The sequence below is a fragment of the Pseudomonas sp. XP1 genome (assembly GCF_053557675.1).
Map to the genome: position 1 here is coordinate 66,651 of NZ_JBNRIJ010000015.1, position 20,465 is coordinate 87,115.

Sequence of the window (20,465 nt, forward strand, 5' to 3'; positions counted from 1 at the left end):
AACAGGCAAAGCCTGAACATCAGCCGAGGCGGATGTTCAGGCTTTGTGCGTTTCCGGCACTGGCAGCGCGCAGCAATTGCTGGCGTGCAGTGGCGTTGACGTTGCCCAGCCAGCTGACCACGGTGTGGCTGCGGCCCAGGCGCAAGGCTTCGCAGGCCAGTTGCAGCGGGCTTTGATTGCCGCGAGGTTGCAGCAGCAGGATGCGTTCACGGTTGAGCCCGGCATCGCGCAGCCAGGCCTGGGTCAGGCTCGACGGCGGGGCGATCAGGGTCAGCCAGCGGGTCTCGTCCTCTTCGCTCAGTTCGCGCAGCACGGGTGCCAGCAGGCTTTGGCAGTGCCCGGGGGCTCCGCGCAACGACAGTTCGCTGAACAGCTCGGGCTGGCTGCTCTTGCGCGCCACTTCGCTGGCTTTGAGGCCAGGCAGTACGGGCTGGGCGAGGAATGCTTCGAACAATGGCAACTGGGCTTGCTCGGGTGCGTGAATGAACTGCTGCATGACGCCTCCTGGATCAGCGGCGAATGACGCCGACGCTCAAGCCCTCGATCACCAGCTCCTGCTCTTTCAGGTCGACTTCGATGGGGGCGAATTCGGGGTTTTCGGCAAGCAGCCAGACTTTGCTGCCTTCGCGCTTGAAGCGCTTGACAGTGACTTCGTCGCCGATGCGGGCCACAACGATCTGGCCGTTGCGGGCTTCGCGGCAGGTGTGTACCGCCAGCAGGTCGCCATCGAAGATGCCGACATCCTTCATGCTCATGCCGTGTACGCGCAGCAGATAGTCGGCCTGGGGGTGGAAGAAGTCGGGGTTGATGTTGCAGGATTGCTCGATGTGCTGTTCGGCAAGGATCGGCGCACCGGCAGCAACCCGGCCGATGATCGGCAGGCCGCTTTCTTCGGCCTTGGCTTCCAGGTCGGGGATGCGAATACCGCGGGAGGCGCCCGGGGTCATCTCGATCGCGCCCTTGCGGGCGAGGGCCTTGAGGTGCTCCTCGGCGGCGTTGGGCGACTTGAAGCCCAGCTCCTGAGCGATCTCGGCGCGCGTCGGCGGGAAGCCGTTATCTTCCAGGCAACGCTTGATGAACGCGAGAATTTCGGCTTGGCGTGGCGTCAGTTTCAACATTGTGAGCGCTCTGTCTTTTTGTACAGTGACTGGGATTATATACAGTACTGGATGCGCTGCAAGCCAAAACCTGCAATAAACAGCAGCAATGGCGCTTGCAGCCGACCTCCTGGCGCTTTTAAATGGCGACCGGCCGGTCACCGAGCCTTGACAGAAGCAGGGCTGAAACGTATGTTTCAAACACCTGTTTGTCTGGCGGAGTAGTCGGAGTAGTCATGGCCCAATCGGAAACCGTTGAACGCATTCTCGATGCTGCCGAGCAGCTGTTCGCGGAAAGGGGGTTCGCAGAAACCTCGTTGCGGCTGATTACCAGCAAGGCCGGGGTCAACCTGGCGGCGGTCAACTATCACTTCGGCTCCAAGAAGGCCCTGATCCAGGCAGTATTCTCGCGTTTCCTCGGGCCGTTCTGCGCCAGCCTCGAACGTGAGCTGGAGCGGCGCCAGGCCAAGCCGGAGCACAAGCCGAGCCTCGAAGAGCTGCTGGAAATGCTGGTCGAGCAGGCTTTGGCCGTGCAGCCGCGCAGCAACAACGATCTGTCCATCTTCATGCGCCTGCTGGGCCTGGCGTTCAGCCAGAGCCAGGGCCACCTGCGGCGGTATCTGGAAGACATGTACGGCAAGGTGTTCCGCCGCTACATGCTGCTGGTCAACGAGGCCGCACCGCGCATTCCGCCGCTGGAGCTGTTCTGGCGCGTGCACTTCATGCTTGGCGCTGCGGCCTTCAGCATGTCCGGCATCAAGGCCCTGCGGGCGATTGCCGAGACCGATTTTGGCATCAACACCTCGATCGAGCAGGTAATGCGCCTGATGGTGCCGTTCCTGGCAGCGGGCATGCGTGCCGATAGCGGTGTTACCGACGACGCCATGGCCACCGCGCAGTTGCGCCCGCGCACCAAGACCAGCGCAAGCGCCACCACCGCCAAGGTCTGAAGGCTGGGCGGGGCAGGGCGCTTCGGCTAAGCTAGCGCCCATGCCCGAGCTCGACTTCTTGCACATTTCCCTTGCTGACCAGTGCCTTTATGGCTTTGCCGATGGCCAGCTGCGCCTGCGCGTGCCGGTTTCCACGGCGCGCAATGGCGCCGGCGAGCGCAACGGCTCGGGTTGCACGCCGTGTGGCCTGCACCAGGTACGGGCGAAGATCGGTGCGGGCTTGCCGCTGAATGCGGTATTTGTCGGGCGGCGCTGGACCGGCGAGGTGTGGTCGCCGGCCTTGCATGCGCAATACCCCGGCCGGGACTGGATCCTTAGCCGCATTCTCTGGCTCAGTGGCTGCGAACCGGGGGTCAACCGCCTGGGTGCGGTCGACACCTTCCGCCGTTATATCTACTTGCACGGCACCCCGGATACGGAACCCTTGGGCGTAGCGCTGTCCCATGGTTGCATACGCCTGCGCAACACCGATTTGCTAAGCCTGTTCGAGCAGGTGCCGGCCCATTGCCCGGTGCGCATCGAGCAGGCCGCCTGCCCCCAGTGGGCTTCTCTCAGTCTTCAATGAAGGATTACCCATGACTGTAAGCCTGCAAGGCTCCCTGATGGTGGATATCGCCGGTAAATGGCTGACCGCCGAGGACCGTCACTTGCTGCGCCAGCCTGAAGTGGCCGGCCTGATCATTTTCGCCCGCAATATCGACAGCCCGCGCCAGGTGCGTGAACTGTGCGCGTCGATCCGCGCCATCCGTCCCGATCTTATCCTGGCGGTGGACCAGGAGGGCGGCAGGGTGCAGCGCCTGCGCCAGGGCTTTGTACGCCTGCCGGCCATGCGGGCGATAGCCGACAATGACAACGCCGAGTACCTGGCCGAACAGTGCGGTTGGTTGATGGCGACCGAGGTGCTGGCGGTTGGCCTGGACCTCAGCTTTGCCCCGGTACTCGACCTGGACCACCAGCGCAGCGCCGTGGTGGGCAGCCGCGCCTTCGAGGGTGACCCGCTGCGCGCCACGCAACTGGCCGGGGCGTTCATCCGTGGCATGAATGCGGCAGGCATGGCGGCCTGTGGCAAGCACTTCCCGGGGCATGGCTGGGCCGAAGCGGACTCGCATGTGGCCATTCCCACCGATGAGCGCAGCCTCGAGCAGCTGCGCCAGGCCGACCTGGTGCCGTTCACCCGCCTGAGCCGGCAATTGGCGGCAGTGATGCCGGCGCATGTCATCTACCCGCAGGTCGACAACCAGCCGGCTGGCTTCTCGCGGCGCTGGTTGCAGGACATTCTGCGTGGCGAGCTGGGCTTTGACGGGGTGATCTTCAGTGATGACCTTTCGATGGCGGGTGCGCATGTGGTCGGGGACGCGGCCAGTCGGATCGAGGCGGCGTTGAGCGCTGGCTGCGACATGGGCCTGGTGTGCAATGACCGGGCGGCGGCGGAGCTGGCGTTGAGTGCGGCGCAGCGGATGAAGGTCAAGCCCTCGCCACGGATTGCGCGGATGCGTGGGCAAGGGTTTGCGCGCACGGATTATCGCCAGCAGCCGCGGTGGCTGGAGGCGTTGGGGGCGTTGCGGGAGGCGCAGCTGGTCGATTGACCGCGTCGGCCCCTTCGCGGGCATGCCCGCTCCCACAGGTGCTGTGCTGGTTTCGAAATTAGTGTTGTACCTGTGCCGGCCTCTTCGCGGGTAAACCCGCTCCCACAGAGGTATGGCGCTGGTTTCGAAATTGGTGTTGTACCTGTGCTGTCCTCTTCGCGGGTGAACCCGCTCCCACTGGTACGGCACCGCCCTTGAGGGCACTGATATCCCTGTGGGAGCGGGTTTACCCGCGAAGAGGCCGGTACAGGCAGTGGGGGCACTGGGCTACCGCCCGCGCTTCCCGGGCAGCGGCGCGAACAGCGCTTCGATCTCTTCATCCCCCAGCCGCCATTGCCCGGCCTGCCCACCATCCAGCAGGCTCGCCGCCAGCGCCGCCTTCTCCTGCTGCAACTGCTGGATCTTTTCTTCCACTGTCCCCCGAGTGATCAGCTTGAACACGAACACTGGCTTGTCCTGGCCAATGCGGTAGGCGCGGTCGGTAGCCTGGTTTTCGCTGGCCGGGTTCCACCAGGGGTCGAAGTGGATCACCGTGTCTGCGGCCGTCAGGTTCAAGCCCACGCCACCCGCCTTGAGGCTGATCAGGAACACTTCGCTTTCACCCTGCTGGAACTGCTGCACCGGCGTGCGCCGGTCGCGGGTGTCGCCAGTCAGCAGGCTGTAGCGGATCCTGCGCTTCTCCAGTTCCTGCTCGATCAACGCCAGCATCGAGGTGAACTGCGAGAACAACAGCACCCGGCGCCCTTCACTCAGCAGCTCTTCGAGCATTTCCAGCAACGCGCCCAGTTTGCCCTTGTCGGCCTGGTTGCCTTTGCTTTCCACCCCTTTGACCAGGCGCAGATCGCAGCACACCTGGCGCAGCTTGAGCAGGGCGTCGAGGATGACGATCTGGCTGCGCGCGGCGCCATTGCGGGCGATTTCATCGCGGACTTTCTTGTCCATGGCCACTCGCACGGCCTCGTAGGTGTCGCGCTGGGCATCGCTAAGCTCGACCCAGTGCACCATCTCGGTCTTGGCCGGCAGCTCGGTGGCCACCTGCTCCTTGGTGCGGCGCAGCAGGAACGGGCGGATGCGGCTGGCCAGGTGGGCCATGCGCTCGCTGTCGCCGTGGCGCTCGATCGGTGTGCGGTAGTCCTGGTTGAAGCGCTTCAGGTCACCCAGCCAGCCAGGCATGAGGAAGTGGAAAATCGACCACAGCTCGCCCAGGTTGTTTTCCATTGGCGTGCCGGTCAGGCAGACGCGCTGATTGGCCCGCAGCTCGCAAACCGCGAGGGCGGCCTTGCTGGTGCTGCTCTTGATGTTCTGTGCCTCGTCCAGCACCAGTACATGCCAGGCCTGGGCGCGCAGGTGCTCGAGGTCGCGCGGCACCAGGGCATAGGTGGTCAGGACCAGGTCGTATTCGTGCAGTTTGGCGAAATGCTTGCTGCGCCCCGGGCCCTGCAGGGCCAGCACGCGCAGCCCGGGGGCGAAGCGCTGGGCTTCGTCCAGCCAGTTGGGCACCAGGCTGGTCGGCATCACCGCCAGGGCCGGCGCGCTCAGGCGCCCGGTCTGCTTCTCCAGCAGCAGGTGTGCCAGGGCCTGCAGGGTCTTGCCCAGGCCCATGTCGTCGCCGAGAATGCCGCCGGTGCCCATCTCGCGCAGCGCCTGCAGCCAGTTCAGGCCCTGTTGCTGGTAAGGGCGCAGGCTTGCCTGCAACCCGGCCGGCGGTTCGACCTTCAAGTCACGGGCATCGCGCAGGCGTCGGCCCAGGTCGCGTACATGCTCGCCACCTTCCCAGTGCAAAGGAAGGCTGTCGATTTCATTCAGGCGTGCGGCATCGGCACGGTCCAGGCGCAGGGACGGGCCTGCGACGTCTTCGTGCAGGTACAGTTCGCCCAAGGTGCCCATCACTGCCTTGATGCGGCCATAGGGCAAGGCAACGCGCAGGGCCGGGGCATCGAGACGGCCACGGTTGAGGTCGATCAGCAGGTGCTCGTCGTCACTGCGCCGGGCCAGTTCGCTGGGGCGCAGCAGTTCCGGGTTGTTGCGCAGCAGTTGCAGCACGATCGGCAGCAGGCTGTGGCGTTGGCCATCGACCACGATGCCCAGCTCCAGGTCGAACCATTCATGGCCGGGCGCTTCGTCGATGGTGGCGTACCAGTCGTCCACCTCCTGCAGGTTGAAGGCGAAGTCGCGGTGGATGTCGATGTTCCAACCGGCTTCGCGCAGGCGCGGCAGGCCTTCGCGGGCAAAGCGCAGCCAGGCTTCGTCATCGGGCAGCTGGAGCATCTCGCCGGCACTGTCAGGCAGGGCCTTGCTCTGCCGGGTGGCGGCCTTGAAACCGAGGTCGCGCAGCACCTTGCGCAGCGCCTGTTCGGCCTGGGGCTGGCGGCGGATGCGCTGGCAGGTGTCGCCGACCAGGCGGGTCAGCGGCTTGTCGTCGCTGCCGCTGGCGCGCAGGCCGTCGTAGTCGAATGCCAGCGCGGCACGGTGTTGCATCTGCCGTTGCATGCGGCCGGTCTTGGGCATGTAGGCGCTGAATTCGAGACTGCCCAAGGTCAGGTGCGGCCTGGGCTGCAGGTCGTCAATGAGTTGTTCGTCCAGCGTGGTTGGCGTAGGGAGTTGGTGGTTCAAGGCGTTGAGCTTGTGGCTGAGGGGCACGACAAGGTGTTCCGGAACGTCAGGGGCGATGGTCAGTTGCAGGGCAATATGCGGATCGAGGCTGTGCTCGAGCTTGCCCACCACGCTGCCGGTGAAATCGAAATAGTAAAGTGGCAGCAGCGCAATCACGCAGTTCAGCGGCGTTTCACCGTGGTACCAGATGCCCCTATAGTGACCATTGTCCAGCCGCACCCAGCGGAACTCGGCCGCCAGCGTAGGGCCTTCGCGCAGCAGGGGCTTGTTTTCGTTACAGAGCATGCGGCCGGTATCCAGTGCGCGCTGGAACAGCTCACCGCCTTCCCGACCTTTGAGCTGGTAGCCGCGGTCCTGGCTGCCGGCCTGATTGAGCGCCGAAAGCAGGCGCAAGATGCGGATATCGTCTTCCTTGACGAAGCGCGGAGGTTCGTAAAGGAAATCGTAGAGTGACTGCACACGGCTATAGCGCAGCCCCTGGTCTTCGCGTGTGCCTTTGCGTACCCGCAGCGCGCAGCCGGGCTCGTCGGTCAGCACGAGTTGGTAGCAAACCATGCGCCCGCGTTTGTCTTGGGTTTCGGCAGGCTCCTGCGCAGGCTGTTCGAGACCTTTCAGCCAGCGCTGCAGGTTGGCCGGCAGTGCGTCACCGTCACTTTTCGCCGTTGCCTGCTGTTCGCTCAGGACGAACAGCGCGGCGGCGCAATGCTTGCAGTTGTGCCCCACGGGGCAACTGCACTGGCCGCGTACATGGCAGCGGCCAGCCAGGGCAGTGAGGGTTATCTTCTGCCGATAAGGGCTGCCCTCACTGCCACGACAGCTGGCTTCGACGAGCGTGCCGGTGCAGCTTTCGATCTCTACCCGGTCTTCCCGGGCGTAACGCTCACCGCGCTGCAGAACCGGGTCGGTGAACGACTGCGTCCAGTTCGGGTACTCGCGCAGCAGCTGGAGAGCGTCACGACTCATTGCATCACTGCTCCATCATCTCCGGGTCCATCACCGGCATTTTTGGCGTACCCGGTGGTGTCACCTTCAGCAGCACCGCCAGGTGCCCACCGTCGAGGAAGGTCAGCTGGCCGCCCTTGACGTTGCTGTTGCTCTGCTTGAACTGCTCGCTTTGCAGCACGCTGCCGTTGCCGTCCAGCTGGTTGACCCAGAAGTTGGCCTCCACCGCGATGAAGCGGCCCTCGGCGATGCTCAGGTTGCCTTCGATGGGGAAGTGGCCGAACTGCTCGGTGCCTTCGCCCAGGGCGATGCGGCTGGGCTCGCTGCCCACTTGCTGCTGCCAGGCCTTGTGCAGCAGCACGGTGTAGTCGGCGGTGGCTTCCAGGCGGGTGGCTTCGTCTTCCAGCGCCGGGCGACGCTCTGCGTCCTTCTCCAGGCGTGGTGCGCCGGCGCTCCAGTCTTCGGGGGCGAACGGGCTGGTGAAGGCGGGCACGCTGTTCTGCCGCACCAGGATCATTTCTACCTGATACAGGCCTTCGGCGAAGGCGGCCGGGGCGAACAGCGCCAGCAGCAGGGTCAGGCAACGGATGGCACGCATGGATCTTCCTTAGGCAGGCTGTGGGGTCAGGCGCTCGAACAGCGCCTCCAGGGTATTGAAGCGTTCGTCGGGGCGTTCCATGGGTACCAGGAAGCGGAACTGGGTGGCGCCTTCGAACTTGTAGCGTTTGGGCTGGCCCTGGATCAGCTTGATCAGGGTCAGCGGGTCGACCGGGGTCTCGGCCTCGAACTCGATCTTGCCACCGTTGGGGCCGGCGTCGACTTTCTTGATGCCGAGCTTTTCCGCGTGCAGCTTGAGCGAGGTCAGGCGCATCAGGTTCTTGGTCGGCTCGGGCAACAGGCCGAAGCGGTCGATCATTTCCACCTGCAGGTCCTTGAGGCCTTCTTCGTCGGCAGCCGAGGCAATGCGCTTGTACAGGATCAGCCGCGCATGCACGTCGGGCAGGTAGTCCTCGGGGATCAGTGCCGGCAGGCGCAGGTTGATTTCCGGGCCGCCGCCCAGCGGCTGTTCAAGGTTGGGCTGGGTGCCCTTGCGAATCGCCTTGACCGCTCGCTCGAGCATTTCCATGTACAGGGTAAAGCCCACCGCCTGGATCTGCCCGCTCTGGCCTTCGCCCAGCAGCTCGCCGGCGCCACGAATCTCCAGGTCGTTGGTGGCCAACACGAAGCCGGCACCGAGGTCCTGGGTGTTGGCGATCGCCTCCAGGCGTTTTTCGGCGTCGGCGCTGACCTTCTGCCGGGTTGGCGTCAGCAGGTAGGCGTAGGCCTGGTGGTGGCTACGGCCAACCCGGCCGCGCAGCTGGTGCAGCTGGGCCAGGCCGAACTTGTCGGCGCGTTCGATGACGATGGTGTTGGCGCTGGGCACGTCGATGCCGGTTTCGATGATGGTCGAGGCGACCAGCACGTTGAAGCGCTTGTGGTAGAAGTCGCTCATCACCTGTTCCAGCTCGCGCTCGCGCATCTGCCCGTGGCCGATGCCGATGCGCGCCTCGGGCACCAGTTCGGCAAGGTCGGCGGCGCATTTTTCGATGGTTTTCACATCGTTGTGCAGGTAGTACACCTGGCCACCACGCAGCAGCTCACGCAGCAGTGCCTCCTTGACCGTGCTCTTGTTCTGCTCCATGACGAAGGTGCGTACCGACAGGCGGCGCGCTGGCGGCGTGGCGATGATCGACAGGTCGCGCATGCCCGCCACCGCCATGTTCAGCGTACGCGGGATCGGCGTGGCGGTGAGGGTGAGGATGTCCACCTCGCTGCGCAGGGCCTTGAGCTGTTCCTTCTGACGCACGCCAAAGCGGTGTTCTTCGTCGATGATGGCCAGGCCCAGGTCCTTGAAGCGCACATCGTCCTGCAGCAGCTTGTGGGTGCCGATGAGGATGTCGATCTTGCCTTCGGCCAGCTCGGCGGCGGCGTTGGCCACTTCCTTGGCCGACTTGAAGCGGCTCATCACCTCCACGGTCACCGGCCAGTCTGCAAAGCGGTCGCGGAAGCTGTTGTAGTGCTGCTGGGCGAGCAGGGTTGTGGGCACCAGTACGGCCACCTGGCGGCCGCTGTGCACGGCGATGAACGCCGCGCGCATGGCCACTTCGGTCTTGCCGAAGCCGACATCGCCGCACACCAGGCGGTCCATCGGCTTGGGCGCCAGCATGTCGGCGCGCACGGCTTCGATGGCAGCCTGCTGGTCCGGGGTTTCCTCGAACGGGAAGCCGGCGCTGAAGGTGGCGTAGTCGGCGGACGGGTCGGCAAATGCATAGCCCTTGCGCGCGGCGCGGCGGGCATAGATGTCGAGCAGTTCGGCGGCCACGTCGCGCACCTGTTCGGCGGCCTTGCGCTTGGCCTTCTGCCAGGCCTCCGAGCCAAGCCGGTGCAGCGGTGCCAGTGCATCGTCGCTGCCGGTGTAGCGGGCGATCAGGTGCAGGTTGGCCACCGGCACGTACAGTTTGGCGCCCTCGGCGTATTCCAGGGTGAGGAATTCGGCGGCCTGGCCGTCGATTTCCAGGGTGGCCAGGCCCAGGTAGCGGCCCACGCCATGGTCGATGTGCACCACCGGCGCGCCTTCGCGCAGCTCGGTCAGGTTCTTGATCACCGCGTCGTTGGCGGTTTCGCCGCGCTTGTCGCGGCGCCGGCGCTGCATGACCCGCTGGCCGAACAGAGGGCTTTCGGCCACCAGTGCAATGGCTGGGTCGTCCAGCAGCAGCCCTTCGTCCAGCGGGGCGATGGTGATTGCCAGCCGTTCGCTGCCGGTGATGAAGTCGGCCCAGCCGTCGACGGTGTGCGGGCGCAGTTTTAGCCGTTCGAGCAGCTCCAGCAGCACTTCGCGGCGGCCTGCCGATTCGGCGGTGAACAAAACCCGGCCGGGGAACTGGTCGAGGAAATTGGCCAGTTCGGCCAAGGGCTGGTTGGCCTTGGCCTCGATTGCCAGGTTGGGAAGGGGGCGCGCCGGGAAGCGCTCGCGGCCCACGCCGGGGGCGAGGTCTTCGGTGCTGACCACTACCCGTGGCCATTGCTTGAGCCGGGCAAAGCAGTCTTCAACCGGCAGGAACAGCTCGGCCGGCGGCAGCAGCGGCCGGCTCAGGTCGCCACGGCGGTCTTCATAACGCCCGCGCACGTCGTTCCAGAAGTGTTCGGCGGCCTGTTCCACGCCGGGCAGCGAGAACACCTGGGTGTCGGCCGGCAGGTAGTCGAACAGGGTCGAGGTTTCTTCGAAGAACAGTGGCAGGTAGTACTCGATGCCGGCGGGGATGATGCCGCTGGCCAGGTCCTGGAAGATCGCGCTGCGGCGGAAATCGACATCGAAGCGTTCGCGGAAGCGCGCCTTGAAGCGGGTCACTTCCTCTTTCTGCATCGGGAACTCGCGCGCCGGCAGCAGGCGCACCGAATCCACCTTGTCGATCGAACGCTGGGTCTCGGGGTCGAAGGTGCGCAGCGTCTCGATCTCGTCATCGAACAGGTCGATGCGGTAGGGCAGCTTGCTGCCCATCGGGAACAGGTCGATCAACGCGCCGCGGACGGCGAATTCGCCATGCTCGTAGACGGTGTCGACGCAGCGATAGCCACTGGCTTCCAGGCGCAGGCGCATCTGCTCCACGTCGATGGTCTGGCCCACGTCCAGCACCAGGCTGCTGCCCAGCAGGAAGCGGGTCGGCGCCAGGCGGTGCAGGGCGGTGGTGATCGGCACCACGAGGATGCCGTGGCTCAGCTCCGGCAGGCGGTAGAGGCTGGCGATGCGCTGGGAAATGATGTCCTGGTGCGGCGAGAACAGGTCGTAGGGCAGGGTTTCCCAATCGGGGAACGGCAGCACCGGCAAGTCCGGGGCAAAGAAGCGAAGTTCCTGTTCCAGACGATCGGCAGCCTGGCTGTCGGCAGTCAGCAGCAAAGTGAAGCGGCCCGCGCTGCTGGCGGCTTCGGCGATGGCCAGGCTGAGGGTGGCACCGGGTAGATTGCCCCAGGTTTGTTTGCCGGCTGTGGCCGACATTTGCGGTAGGCGCAGAACTGACACGGGAGATTGCACTCCAAGCGTTGCGGCAAAGAGGTCGATTGTACCGGTGACGGTGCCGGCTGTCAGGCTCGGAAGGGCGTGAACGCTGGCTTGCGTCGCCGCGACAGGCGCTCATTGCCCGTAACGCGTTGGGGCGTCATAATGTAGCCCCTTTTTTCTGTCCCTACATGTGGAAGGTTCCCGTGACTCAGAAGCCCGACCAGTGTCTTGGTGAGTGGATCGATCGTGAAGCCCTGGCTGAAGCGATGATCCCGCTTATCGGTCAGCTCTACCGCAACAACAACGTGGTGAGCTCGATTTATGGCCGTAGCCTGATCAACCGTTCGGTTATCTCGATCCTCAAGGCGCACCGCTTTGCGCGTCATCGTCAAACCGACGAAACCGAACTGTCCGTCCACGAGACATTCCCGCTGCTCAAGGCCATGAGCGAGCTGAAACTGGGCGCCGCTTCGGTCGACCTGGGCAAGCTGGCCAACAAGTTCAAGCAGCAAGGCAACGGCCGCACTGCCGAGCAGTTCGTCCGTGAAGAACTGGCCGAGGTGGTTGGCCAGCAGAACGCTTCGGCGCGCAAGGGCACTGACGTTGTCCTGTACGGCTTCGGCCGCATCGGCCGCCTGCTGGCGCGCATCCTGATCGAGAAGACCGGTGGCGGCGACGGCCTGCGCCTGCGCGCCATCGTCGTGCGCAAGGGCGCCGAGAACGACCTGGTCAAGCGTGCCAGCCTGCTGCGCCGCGACTCGGTGCACGGCCCGTTCGATGGCACCATCACCATCGACGAAGCCAACAACACCATCACTGCCAACGGCAACCTGATCCAGGTCATCTACGCCAAGAGCCCGAGCGAAGTCGACTACACCCAGTACGGCATCGAAAACGCGCTGATCGTCGACAACACCGGCGTATGGCGTGATGCCGACGGCCTGGGCCAGCACCTGGCCTGCCCGGGCGCTGCCCGCGTGATCCTCACCGCACCTGGCAAGGGCGCGCTGAAGAACATCGTGCACGGCATCAACCACGGTGACATCGCTGCCGATGACAAGATCATCTCGGCCGCTTCCTGCACCACCAACGCCATCGTGCCGGTGCTCAAGGCCATCAACGACCAGTACGGCATCGTCAACGGCCACGTCGAAACCGTTCACTCGTTCACCAACGACCAGAACCTGATCGACAACTTCCACAAGGGCAGCCGCCGTGGCCGTGCCGCGCCGCTGAACATGGTCATCACCGAAACCGGCGCCGCCACTGCTGCCGCCAAGGCACTGCCAGTTCTGAAAGGCAAGCTGACCGGCAACGCCATTCGCGTACCGACGCCGAACGTTTCGATGGCCATCCTCAACCTGAACCTCGAGAAGGCCACCAGCCGCGACGAGATCAACGAGTACCTGCGCCAGACCGCCATGCACTCGGAACTGCACAAGCAGATCGATTACGTCAGCTCGCAGGAAGTGGTTTCGACCGACTTCGTAGGTTCGCGCCACGCTGGTGTGGTTGACGCCGAAGCGACCATCTGCAACGACAACCGCGTTGTTCTGTACGTCTGGTACGACAACGAATTCGGTTACAGCTGCCAGGTGGTTCGTGTGATGGAAGAGATGGCCGGTGTGAACCCGCCAGCGTTTCCGCACTGATACGCTTGTAAGGCAATGAAAAAACGGGAACCTTCGGGTTCCCGTTTTTTTATCCAGATTTTTTGTTGTCTGTGCCGGCCTCTTCGCGGGTAAACCCGCTCCCACAGGGCCGCGTCGTCCGTGAGGGCAGTGGTATACCTGTGGGAGCGGGTCTACCCGCGAAGAGGCCAGTACAGGCAACCGAGAGCCCGAACCTTGCGCACAGCCTTGCTGTTCATCCTCATGCTGCTCACCGCCTGCGACCAGGGTCCCACCCTGGAGCGCCTGGGCGGCCCGACCATGGGCAGCAGCTACAGCATCCAGTACGTGCGCGAACCCGGCGGCCCGGCGCCGGTCCAGGTGCGGGCGGCAGTCGAAACCATTCTGCACGACATCGACCAGCACTACTCGACCTACCGCGGCGACTCCACCGTCAGCCGTTTCAACCAGTTGCCCGCCAACCAGTGCCAGGTCCTGCCGCCCGACATGCTCGAACTGGTCAGCCTTGGTCAGCACCTGGCCGAGCAGAGCGACGGCGCCTTCGACCTTACCGTCGAACCCTTGCTCGACCTGTGGGGGTTCGGCCCCCAGGCCCGCCACGAGCAGGTGCCCGACCCGCTGGCCCTGGCCCAGGTGCGTCAGCGCGTGGGCTACCGGCACTTGCACATCGACGGCCAGGCCTTGTGCAAGGACGCCCCGGTGCAACTCGACTTCAACAGCATCGCCGCCGGCCATGCGGTCGACCTGATCGCCGCGCGCCTGCAGGCCATGGGCGTAGCCAGCTTTGTCGCCGAAGCCACCGGCGAGCTCAAGGCCGCCGGCCACAAGCCCGATGGCAGCCCATGGCGCATCGCCCTGGAGCTGCCCCGCGAAGATCGCCAGATAGCCCGCCAGATCATCGCGGTCAATGGCCTTTCAGTATCAACCTCGGGTGACTATCGGCACTATTTCGAGGAGAATGGCCGGCGCTATTCGCACACCTTCGATGCTCGCCTCGGGCGCCCGGTGCAGCACGACCTGGCCGCGGTCACCGTGCTCGATGTCTCGGCGCTGCAGGCCGACGGCTATTCGACGCTGCTGTTGATCCTGGGCCCGGAACGTGGCTGGGATTTTGCCGTGGCGCATGACCTGGCCGCGGTATTGGTGACTCGGGCCGAGGGTGGCTTCGTCTCCCGAGCTACGCCCGCATTCGAACGGGCAGTGAAAGGCGAGTGAAAGCACAAGCAGGGATGATCGCCGCCAGGGAATGGTTCACACATGTAGTGCGGGCAAAATTGGCCTACGACGCGACCAAGGGTTAATGTGCGCGGCGTTCACGCTTGATTAGACTGCACCCGAATTTTCTCATGACGCCCCGGCGGCATGATCGCGCCCCGCGAGCGACCGTGGCTTGCGGGCCAGTTCTGAAGGAGTACGCATGGCTGTCTACAACTACGACGTAGTGGTGCTGGGTTCCGGCCCGGCCGGAGAAGGTGCGGCAATGAACGCCGCCAAAGCAGGGCGCAAGGTGGCGATGGTCGATAGCCGTCGCCAGGTCGGGGGCAACTGCACCCACCTGGGCACCATCCCGTCCAAGGCACTGCGTCACTCGGTGCGGCAGATCATGCAGTTCAACACCAACCCGATGTTCCGTGCCATCGGCGAGCCGCGCTGGTTCTCGTTCCCGGACGTGCTGAAAAGCGCCGAGAAGGTCATCGCCAAGCAGGTAGCGTCGCGCACCGGCTACTACGCGCGTAACCGCGTGGACGTGTTCGTCGGCACCGGCAGCTTCGCCGACGAGCAGACCGTCGAAGTGGTCTGCCCGAACGGTGTGGTGGAAAAGCTCAACGCCAAGCACATCATCATCGCCACTGGCTCGCGCCCGTACCGCCCGGCCGACATCGACTTCCACCACCCGCGCGTCTATGACAGCGACACCATCCTCAGCCTCAGCCACACTCCGCGCAAGCTGATCGTGTACGGTGCCGGCGTGATCGGTTGCGAATACGCCTCGATCTTCAGCGGCCTGGGTGTATTGGTAGAGCTGGTGGACAACCGTGGCCAGTTGCTGAGCTTCCTCGACTCGGAAATTTCCCAGGCGCTGAGCTACCACTTCAGCAACAACAACATCACCGTACGCCACAACGAAGAGTATGAGCGCGTCGAAGGCCTGGACAACGGGGTGATCCTGCACCTGAAGTCGGGCAAGAAGATCAAGGCCGACGCCTTGCTGTGGTGCAACGGCCGTACCGGCAACACCGACAAGCTGGGCCTGGAAAACATCGGCATCAAGGTCAACAGCCGCGGCCAGATCGAGGTCGACGAGGCCTACCGCACCAGCGTGCCGAACATCTACGGTGCCGGCGACGTGATTGGCTGGCCGAGCCTGGCCAGTGCCGCCCATGACCAGGGCCGCTCTGCCGCTGGCAGCATCGTCGATAACGGCAGCTGGCGCTTCGTCAACGACGTGCCGACCGGCATCTACACCATTCCGGAGATCAGCTCGATCGGCAAGAACGAGCAGGAGCTGACCCAGGCCAAGGTACCGTATGAAGTGGGCAAGGCCTTCTTCAAGAGCATGGCCCGTGCACAGATCGCAGGCGAGCCGCAAGGCATGCTGAAGATCCTGTTCCACCGCGAAACACTGGAAGTGCTGGGGGTACACTGCTTCGGCTACCAGGCTTCGGAAATCGTCCATATCGGCCAGGCAGTGATGAACCAGCCGGGCGAGCAGAACAACCTGAAATACTTCGTCAACACCACGTTCAACTACCCGACCATGGCCGAAGCCTATCGGGTAGCTGCCTACGACGGCCTGAACCGGCTTTTTTGAGCGGCTCCGACCGGTGGCCTGAGCCGGTCGGAGAGACCGATTTCAACCCTGCCCGAGGGTGGTCTTGGCCAAACCGGGAAAGTCTGTAATCAGGCTGTCCACGCCAAAATCAGCGAGCCGGCGCATCAGTGCCGGTTCGTTGACCGTCCACACCGACACGTGCAAACCCTGGCCCTGGGCTTTCAGCAGGCGCTCGGGGGTGCACAGTGTCCAGTTCAATGCCAGCAGATCGCAGCCGTAGTTCTGCGCCACCTTCAGCGGGTCGAGCCAGGCGTATTCGGCGACCAGCCCGCGCTTGACGTCCGGCACCAGCTCCAGGGCGGCACCCAGTACTTCGCGTGAGCTGGAGGTGATGGTCACCTTGTCCAGCAGGCCGTACTGCTGGGCCAGCTCGCGGATCGCCAGCACGGTGGTGGCGGCGCGGGTGCGCGAGGCGCTTTTCACCTCCAGTTGCCAGTGCTCGAACGGGCACTTCTGGAACAGTTCCTCCAGTCTCGGGATCGGGCAGGGCTGGACATGGCCCGGGCCGCCCTTGCGGGCATCGATCTTGACCAGGTCTGCGGCCGGGTGCTCGACCACCTTGCCGCGTTTGCCGGTGGTGCGCTTGAGGGTAGGGTCATGGATCACCATCAGCTCGTTGTCGGCCGACAGGTGCAGGTCCAGCTCGCAGCGGGTCACGCCATGGGCGAGGCATTGCTGGAAGCTCTTCAGGGTATTCTCGGGCGCTTCGCCCTTGGCGCCGCGGTGGCCGTAGATCAGGGTCACGTTCGTTCCTTCAAATCAGGGAAAAAATGGGCTCAGGAGGCGGGGTCGTTCTGTTCCAGCTGCTGGCGCCGTTGCTGCTGCTGGCGCTGCAGGATGTAGCGGGCCAGCAGTTGCCGTTGGGCGTCGGTCATGTCGGTGAATTCGGTGCCGACCTCGAAGCCGCCCTCCGGGCGCGGGTCGCAATGGGTAACCTTGCCGCGCAGCAGCAGGCCATGGGCGCGCGGCATCAGCACCATCTTCACCTTCACTCGGGAGCCGGGGGCCACCGCTGTGGCTTGCGCGAACTCGATGCCGCCCTCGGAAATGACCACCGGCTGGGGCTGGCCAACTTCGCCGATCAGGGTCTGGGCAACCACCGCGCTGAGCAGGTCGAGGCGTTTGTTCTGCGCACGCAGGAAGGCGGCAAGGGTGCGGTCCTTGTCGCTAAGCTGGCGCAGCAGGTGCTGCGACTCGAAGTCGGACAGGTGCAGTTCGCTGAGCAGGTTGAACAATGGCGAATCATCTTGCAACACATCTGGGTCAAGGGCTTCGGCCGCGCTGAGGGGGCTGATTTGAAGTGCGATCCGATCTTCGATGCGGTAGTATTCGCGGCGATCTTCTTCGTCTAATGTCGTCATGGCGAACCCAAGGTAGCGGCGGTGGTCCGAGTGTAAAGCCGCCGTAGGCGCCTCGCCACAAGGACGTTCCCTTTCATCCGAACAAGCCCCGACATGTTCAGACCTCTTTTCGCATTCATCGGCACGCGTTATACCCGTGCCAAACGTCGCAATCACTTCGTCTCGTTCATTTCCCTGACCTCGATGATCGGCCTCGCCCTGGGCGTGGTGGTGATGATCGTGGTGCTCTCGGTGATGAACGGTTTCGACCACGAGATGCGTACCCGCGTGTTGGGCATGATCCCCCATGCCACGCTGGAGAGCGGCCAGCCTATTGCCGACTGGCCGGCCCTTGCCCAACAAGTAAAGCAGAATCCGCAGGTGGTGGCGGTCGCGCCCTTCACCCAGATGCAGGGCCTGCTGACCCATGAAGGCAAGGTGCAGAAGGTGCTGCTCAACGGCATCGACCCGGCCCGCGAGCGCGAAGTGTCGATCATCGACAAGTTCGTCCTGCAGGGGCGCCTCGACCAGCTGGCGCCGGGCGAGTGGGGCATAATGATCGGCGACAAGGCCGCGGCCAAGCTGGGCGTGGGCATCGGCGACAAGCTCACCTTCGTCGCCCCCGAGGTCAGTGTGACTCCGGCCGGCATGTTCCCGCGCATGAAACGCTTCACCGTGGTCGGTACCTTCCATGTGGGCGCGGGCGAGATCGACGGCTACCTGGGCCTGACCAACATCAGCGACCTGTCCCGGCTGCACCGTTGGAAGCCCGACCAGGTCCAGGGCCTGCGCCTGAAGTTCGACGACCTGTTCCAGGCGCCACGGGTGGCCTGGGACATCGCCCAGCGCCTGGGTGAGCAAGAATTCTACAGCCGTGACTGGACCCGTACCCACGGCAACCTGTACCAGGCGATCCGCATGGAAAAGGCCATGATCGGCCTGCTGTTGCTGCTGATCGTGGCGGTGGCGGCGTTCAACATCATTTCCACCCTTGTGATGGTGGTCAACGACAAGCGTGGCGACATCGCCATCCTGCGTACCCTGGGCGCCACGCCCGGGCAGATCATGCTCATCTTCATGGTCCAGGGCACGGTTATCGGGGTGATCGGTACCCTGATCGGCGCCGTGGTCGGGATCGTCGCCGCGCTGAACGTGAGCGCGGTGATCGCCGGCATCGAGAAACTGATCGGGCACAAGTTCCTCAACGCCGATGTGTATTTCATCGATTACCTGCCGTCGCAGATCCAGGCCCAGGACGTGTACATGGTCTGTGGTGCGGCACTGGTCCTGAGTTTCTTCGCCACCCTGTACCCGGCCTGGCGTGCGGCCCGCACCCAGCCTGCAGAGGCGCTACGTTATGAGTGAGTCGCGCATGAGTGATAAAGCCGTTCTGAGTTGCCGCAACCTGGGCAAGTCCTACGACGAGGGCCCGGAATCGGTGCAGGTGCTGTCCGGGCTCAACCTCGAGCTGCACGCCGGTGAGCGGGTAGCCATCGTGGGCAGCTCCGGCTCGGGCAAGAGTACCTTGCTGAACCTGCTGGGCGGCCTCGACCGGCCGACCCAGGGCAGCGTCTGGCTGGCCGGGGAGGAGCTGTCGGCGCTGGGCGAGCGTGCCCGTGGCCTGTTGCGCAACCGCGAGCTGGGCTTTGTCTACCAGTTTCACCACCTGCTGCCGGAATTCACTGCCATCGAGAACGTGTGCATGCCGTTGCTGATCGGCCGCACGCCCATCCCCGAGGCCCGTGAGCGTGCCGAGGCGCTGCTCAAGCGCGTGGGCCTGTCCCACCGTTTCAACCACAAGCCGGCCGAGCTGTCCGGTGGTGAGCGCCAGCGGGTGGCAATTGCCCGGGCACTGGTCAACCGCCCCGGCCTGGTAATGCTCGACGAGCCGACCGGCAACCTCGACCACCACACCGCCCAGGGCATTCAGGAGTTGATGCAGGAACTGTCCAGCGCGTCGCGCACGGCATTCCTGGTGGTCACCCACGATCTCAACCTGGCGCGCCAGATGGACCGTGTATTGAAGCTCGACGACGGCCACCTGGTGGCGATCTGATCGACTGCAAGGGGTGGCCGGTGCCGCCCCGTTTTCCTGTTTTCATTGGGTGATTTCGTACATGTTCAGACCCTTGCCCATCTTCATCGGTGCGCGCTACACCCGAGCCAAGCGCCGCAACCACTTCATCTCGTTCATCTCGATGACCTCGATGATCGGCCTGTCGCTGGGTGTGCTGGCGATGATCGTGGTGCTGTCGGTGATGAACGGCTTCCAGCGCGAAATGAGTTCGCGCATCCTCGGCCTGGTACCGCATGCCGCCATCCTCGGCGTGCAACCGCTGGACGATTGGCACAAGGTGGCCGACGCGGCCATGCGCGACCCGGCGGTGATGGCGGCGGCGCCGATTACCGAAATGGAAGGCATGCTGTCGTACAAGGGCGCGATGCAGCCGATCCAGGTGGGCGGTATCGACCCGGCCGAAGAGGGCAAGGTCTCGATCGTCGGCCAGCATATCGTCCAGGGCCGCCTGCAGGACCTGCAGCCGGGTGAGTTCGGCGTGGTCATCGGTGAGCTGACTGCGCGGCGCTTCCGCCTGAACACTGGCGACAAGCTGACGCTGATCGTGCCGGAAATCAGCAAGGAGCCGGGCGGTATCACACCGCGCATGCAGCGCCTGACCGTGGTCGGCATCTTCAAGGTCGGCGCCGAACTGGATGGCTCGCAGGCTTACATTCATGTGGCCGATGCTGGCGCCATGCAGCGCTGGGCGCCGGGCCAGGTGCAGGGCGTGCGCCTGAAGCTGCACGACCTGTATGCCGCGCCGCAGGTGTCCAAGGCCATCGCTGCCGGGCTGGGCGATGCCTACCGGGCCGATGACTGGTCGCACACCCAGGGCAGCCTGTTCAGCGCCATGAAGATGGAAAAGACCATGATCGGCCTGCTGCTGCTGATGATCATCGCGGTGGCGGCGTTCAACATCATCGCCACCCTGGTGATGGTGGTGAACGACAAGGGGCCGGACATCGCCATCCTGCGCACCCTGGGCGCCACGCCGGCGCAGATCATGGGCACGTTCATGGTCCAGGGCAGCCTGATCGGCATTGTCGGGACGCTGATCGGTGGTGTGCTCGGGGTAATTGCGGCGTTCAACGTCAGCCAGATCGTCGGTTGGCTGGAGCGGGTGAGCGGGCAGCACATCTTCACTTCGGATGTTTACTTCGTCAGCAGCTTGCCGTCGCAGCTGCAGTGGGGCGATGTGGCGATCATCTGCACTGCCGGGTTGGTGATGAGCTTCCTGGCGACCATTTACCCGGCTTATCGGGCATCGCAGGTGCAGCCGGCGATTGGTCTGGCGGTTTGAGTAACTGTTGAGGGCCTCATCGCCGGCAAGCCAGCTCCCACAGGATTGCATCAGGCCCAAGGCATGCGCTGTACCTGT

Annotated in this window: 16 protein-coding genes; 9 read left to right on the forward strand and 7 right to left on the reverse strand. The window is 64.4% G+C overall.

Annotated features, from left to right (window positions below):
• Nucleotides 1–19: 19 nt before the first annotated feature.
• Nucleotides 20–496 (reverse strand): SOS-induced cell division inhibitor SulA, encoded by a 477-nt coding sequence (gene sulA / locus ACK1U9_RS15135; RefSeq protein WP_046615848.1) that lies wholly within the window; start codon nucleotides 494–496, stop codon nucleotides 20–22.
• A 13-nt stretch (nucleotides 497–509) separates the two neighbouring features.
• Nucleotides 510–1,118, reverse strand: a complete 609-nt coding sequence (gene lexA, locus ACK1U9_RS15140) for a transcriptional repressor LexA (RefSeq protein WP_449109985.1) — start codon at nucleotides 1,116–1,118, stop codon at nucleotides 510–512.
• A 215-nt stretch (nucleotides 1,119–1,333) separates the two neighbouring features.
• Here lexA and ACK1U9_RS15145 point away from each other — a divergent pair, with 215 nt between their 5' ends.
• From ACK1U9_RS15145 to nagZ, 3 genes are read left to right on the forward strand one after another with little or no spacing between them, the layout of a single operon-like run.
• Nucleotides 1,334–2,047: a TetR/AcrR family transcriptional regulator gene (locus tag ACK1U9_RS15145; RefSeq protein WP_046615849.1), complete on the forward strand. Its 714-nt coding sequence runs from the start codon at nucleotides 1,334–1,336 to the stop codon at nucleotides 2,045–2,047.
• Between the two features lie 40 nt (nucleotides 2,048–2,087).
• Entirely contained in the window at nucleotides 2,088–2,612 is a 525-nt protein-coding gene (locus ACK1U9_RS15150; RefSeq protein ID WP_135002809.1) for a L,D-transpeptidase, read from the forward strand.
• Nucleotides 2,613–2,634: 22 nt separating this feature from the next.
• Nucleotides 2,635–3,633: a beta-N-acetylhexosaminidase gene (gene nagZ / locus ACK1U9_RS15155; protein ID WP_196188685.1), complete on the forward strand. Its 999-nt coding sequence runs from the start codon at nucleotides 2,635–2,637 to the stop codon at nucleotides 3,631–3,633.
• Between the two features lie 267 nt (nucleotides 3,634–3,900).
• On the opposite strand, the gene ACK1U9_RS15160 is transcribed toward nagZ, so the two are convergent.
• Genes ACK1U9_RS15160 through mfd form a run of 3 tightly spaced genes read right to left on the reverse strand, consistent with a single transcriptional unit; the run spans nucleotide 3,901 to nucleotide 11,245 of the window.
• Nucleotides 3,901–7,209, reverse strand: coding sequence for a DEAD/DEAH box helicase (locus ACK1U9_RS15160; protein WP_449109986.1), 3,309 nt, complete (start codon nucleotides 7,207–7,209; stop codon nucleotides 3,901–3,903).
• Between the two features lie 4 nt (nucleotides 7,210–7,213).
• Nucleotides 7,214–7,786, reverse strand: a complete 573-nt coding sequence (locus ACK1U9_RS15165) for a CsiV family protein (RefSeq protein WP_135003107.1) — start codon at nucleotides 7,784–7,786, stop codon at nucleotides 7,214–7,216.
• Nucleotides 7,787–7,795: 9 nt separating this feature from the next.
• Nucleotides 7,796–11,245 carry a transcription-repair coupling factor gene (mfd, locus tag ACK1U9_RS15170; protein WP_046615853.1) on the reverse strand — a complete coding sequence of 1,150 codons (3,450 nt, stop codon included), beginning with the start codon at nucleotides 11,243–11,245 and terminating at the stop codon, nucleotides 7,796–7,798.
• A gap of 167 nt (nucleotides 11,246–11,412) precedes the next feature.
• Between mfd and ACK1U9_RS15175 the strand changes: the two genes are divergently transcribed.
• The 3 genes from ACK1U9_RS15175 to sthA all read left to right on the forward strand — a co-directional run bounded on the left by ACK1U9_RS15175 (nucleotide 11,413) and on the right by sthA (nucleotide 15,667).
• Complete coding sequence (locus ACK1U9_RS15175; RefSeq protein WP_196174267.1) at nucleotides 11,413–12,876, forward strand: glyceraldehyde-3-phosphate dehydrogenase; 1,464 nt, start codon at nucleotides 11,413–11,415, stop codon at nucleotides 12,874–12,876.
• A 195-nt stretch (nucleotides 12,877–13,071) separates the two neighbouring features.
• Nucleotides 13,072–14,070 carry an FAD:protein FMN transferase gene (locus tag ACK1U9_RS15180; RefSeq protein ID WP_435781159.1) on the forward strand — a complete coding sequence of 333 codons (999 nt, stop codon included), beginning with the start codon at nucleotides 13,072–13,074 and terminating at the stop codon, nucleotides 14,068–14,070.
• A 202-nt stretch (nucleotides 14,071–14,272) separates the two neighbouring features.
• On the forward strand, nucleotides 14,273–15,667 hold the full coding sequence (gene sthA, locus ACK1U9_RS15185; RefSeq protein WP_046615856.1) for a Si-specific NAD(P)(+) transhydrogenase: 1,395 nt from the start codon (nucleotides 14,273–14,275) through the stop codon (nucleotides 15,665–15,667).
• Nucleotides 15,668–15,709: 42 nt separating this feature from the next.
• Here sthA and ACK1U9_RS15190 read toward each other — a convergent pair whose 3' ends face one another.
• The gene (locus tag ACK1U9_RS15190; protein WP_046615857.1) at nucleotides 15,710–16,432 is read right to left on the reverse strand and encodes a glycerophosphodiester phosphodiesterase; all 723 of its coding nucleotides are present in this window, start codon (nucleotides 16,430–16,432) and stop codon (nucleotides 15,710–15,712) included.
• Between the two features lie 32 nt (nucleotides 16,433–16,464).
• Nucleotides 16,465–17,049 carry a PilZ domain-containing protein gene (locus tag ACK1U9_RS15195; protein ID WP_085601679.1) on the reverse strand — a complete coding sequence of 195 codons (585 nt, stop codon included), beginning with the start codon at nucleotides 17,047–17,049 and terminating at the stop codon, nucleotides 16,465–16,467.
• 93 nt (nucleotides 17,050–17,142) lie between these two features.
• Between ACK1U9_RS15195 and ACK1U9_RS15200 the strand changes: the two genes are divergently transcribed.
• The 3 genes from ACK1U9_RS15200 (at nucleotide 17,143) to ACK1U9_RS15210 (ending at nucleotide 20,387) form a co-directional block, all read left to right on the forward strand.
• Complete coding sequence (locus ACK1U9_RS15200) at nucleotides 17,143–18,393, forward strand: lipoprotein-releasing ABC transporter permease subunit (RefSeq protein WP_046615859.1); 1,251 nt, start codon at nucleotides 17,143–17,145, stop codon at nucleotides 18,391–18,393.
• Between the two features lie 7 nt (nucleotides 18,394–18,400).
• Complete coding sequence (gene lolD, locus ACK1U9_RS15205) at nucleotides 18,401–19,084, forward strand: lipoprotein-releasing ABC transporter ATP-binding protein LolD (RefSeq protein ID WP_178081810.1); 684 nt, start codon at nucleotides 18,401–18,403, stop codon at nucleotides 19,082–19,084.
• Between the two features lie 61 nt (nucleotides 19,085–19,145).
• On the forward strand, nucleotides 19,146–20,387 hold the full coding sequence (locus tag ACK1U9_RS15210) for a lipoprotein-releasing ABC transporter permease subunit (protein ID WP_108480069.1): 1,242 nt from the start codon (nucleotides 19,146–19,148) through the stop codon (nucleotides 20,385–20,387).
• Nucleotides 20,388–20,465 lie beyond the last annotated feature (78 nt).

What these genes read in the sequence shown, in the direction of transcription:
- sulA (WP_046615848.1), bottom strand. Translation starts at nt 496, where the DNA reads ATGCAGCAGTTCATTCACGCACCCGAGCAAGCCCAGTTGCCATTGTTC.
- ACK1U9_RS15195 (WP_085601679.1), bottom strand. Translation starts at nt 17,049, where the DNA reads ATGACGACATTAGACGAAGAAGATCGCCGCGAATACTACCGCATCGAA.
- ACK1U9_RS15175 (WP_196174267.1), top strand. Translation starts at nt 11,413, where the DNA reads ATGTGGAAGGTTCCCGTGACTCAGAAGCCCGACCAGTGTCTTGGTGAG.
- lolD (WP_178081810.1), top strand. Translation starts at nt 18,401, where the DNA reads ATGAGTGATAAAGCCGTTCTGAGTTGCCGCAACCTGGGCAAGTCCTAC.
- ACK1U9_RS15200 (WP_046615859.1), top strand. Translation starts at nt 17,143, where the DNA reads ATGTTCAGACCTCTTTTCGCATTCATCGGCACGCGTTATACCCGTGCC.
- ACK1U9_RS15160 (WP_449109986.1), bottom strand. Translation starts at nt 7,209, where the DNA reads ATGAGTCGTGACGCTCTCCAGCTGCTGCGCGAGTACCCGAACTGGACG.
- ACK1U9_RS15165 (WP_135003107.1), bottom strand. Translation starts at nt 7,786, where the DNA reads ATGCGTGCCATCCGTTGCCTGACCCTGCTGCTGGCGCTGTTCGCCCCG.
- ACK1U9_RS15210 (WP_108480069.1), top strand. Translation starts at nt 19,146, where the DNA reads ATGTTCAGACCCTTGCCCATCTTCATCGGTGCGCGCTACACCCGAGCC.
- ACK1U9_RS15145 (WP_046615849.1), top strand. Translation starts at nt 1,334, where the DNA reads ATGGCCCAATCGGAAACCGTTGAACGCATTCTCGATGCTGCCGAGCAG.
- ACK1U9_RS15150 (WP_135002809.1), top strand. Translation starts at nt 2,088, where the DNA reads ATGCCCGAGCTCGACTTCTTGCACATTTCCCTTGCTGACCAGTGCCTT.
- lexA (WP_449109985.1), bottom strand. Translation starts at nt 1,118, where the DNA reads ATGTTGAAACTGACGCCACGCCAAGCCGAAATTCTCGCGTTCATCAAG.
- sthA (WP_046615856.1), top strand. Translation starts at nt 14,273, where the DNA reads ATGGCTGTCTACAACTACGACGTAGTGGTGCTGGGTTCCGGCCCGGCC.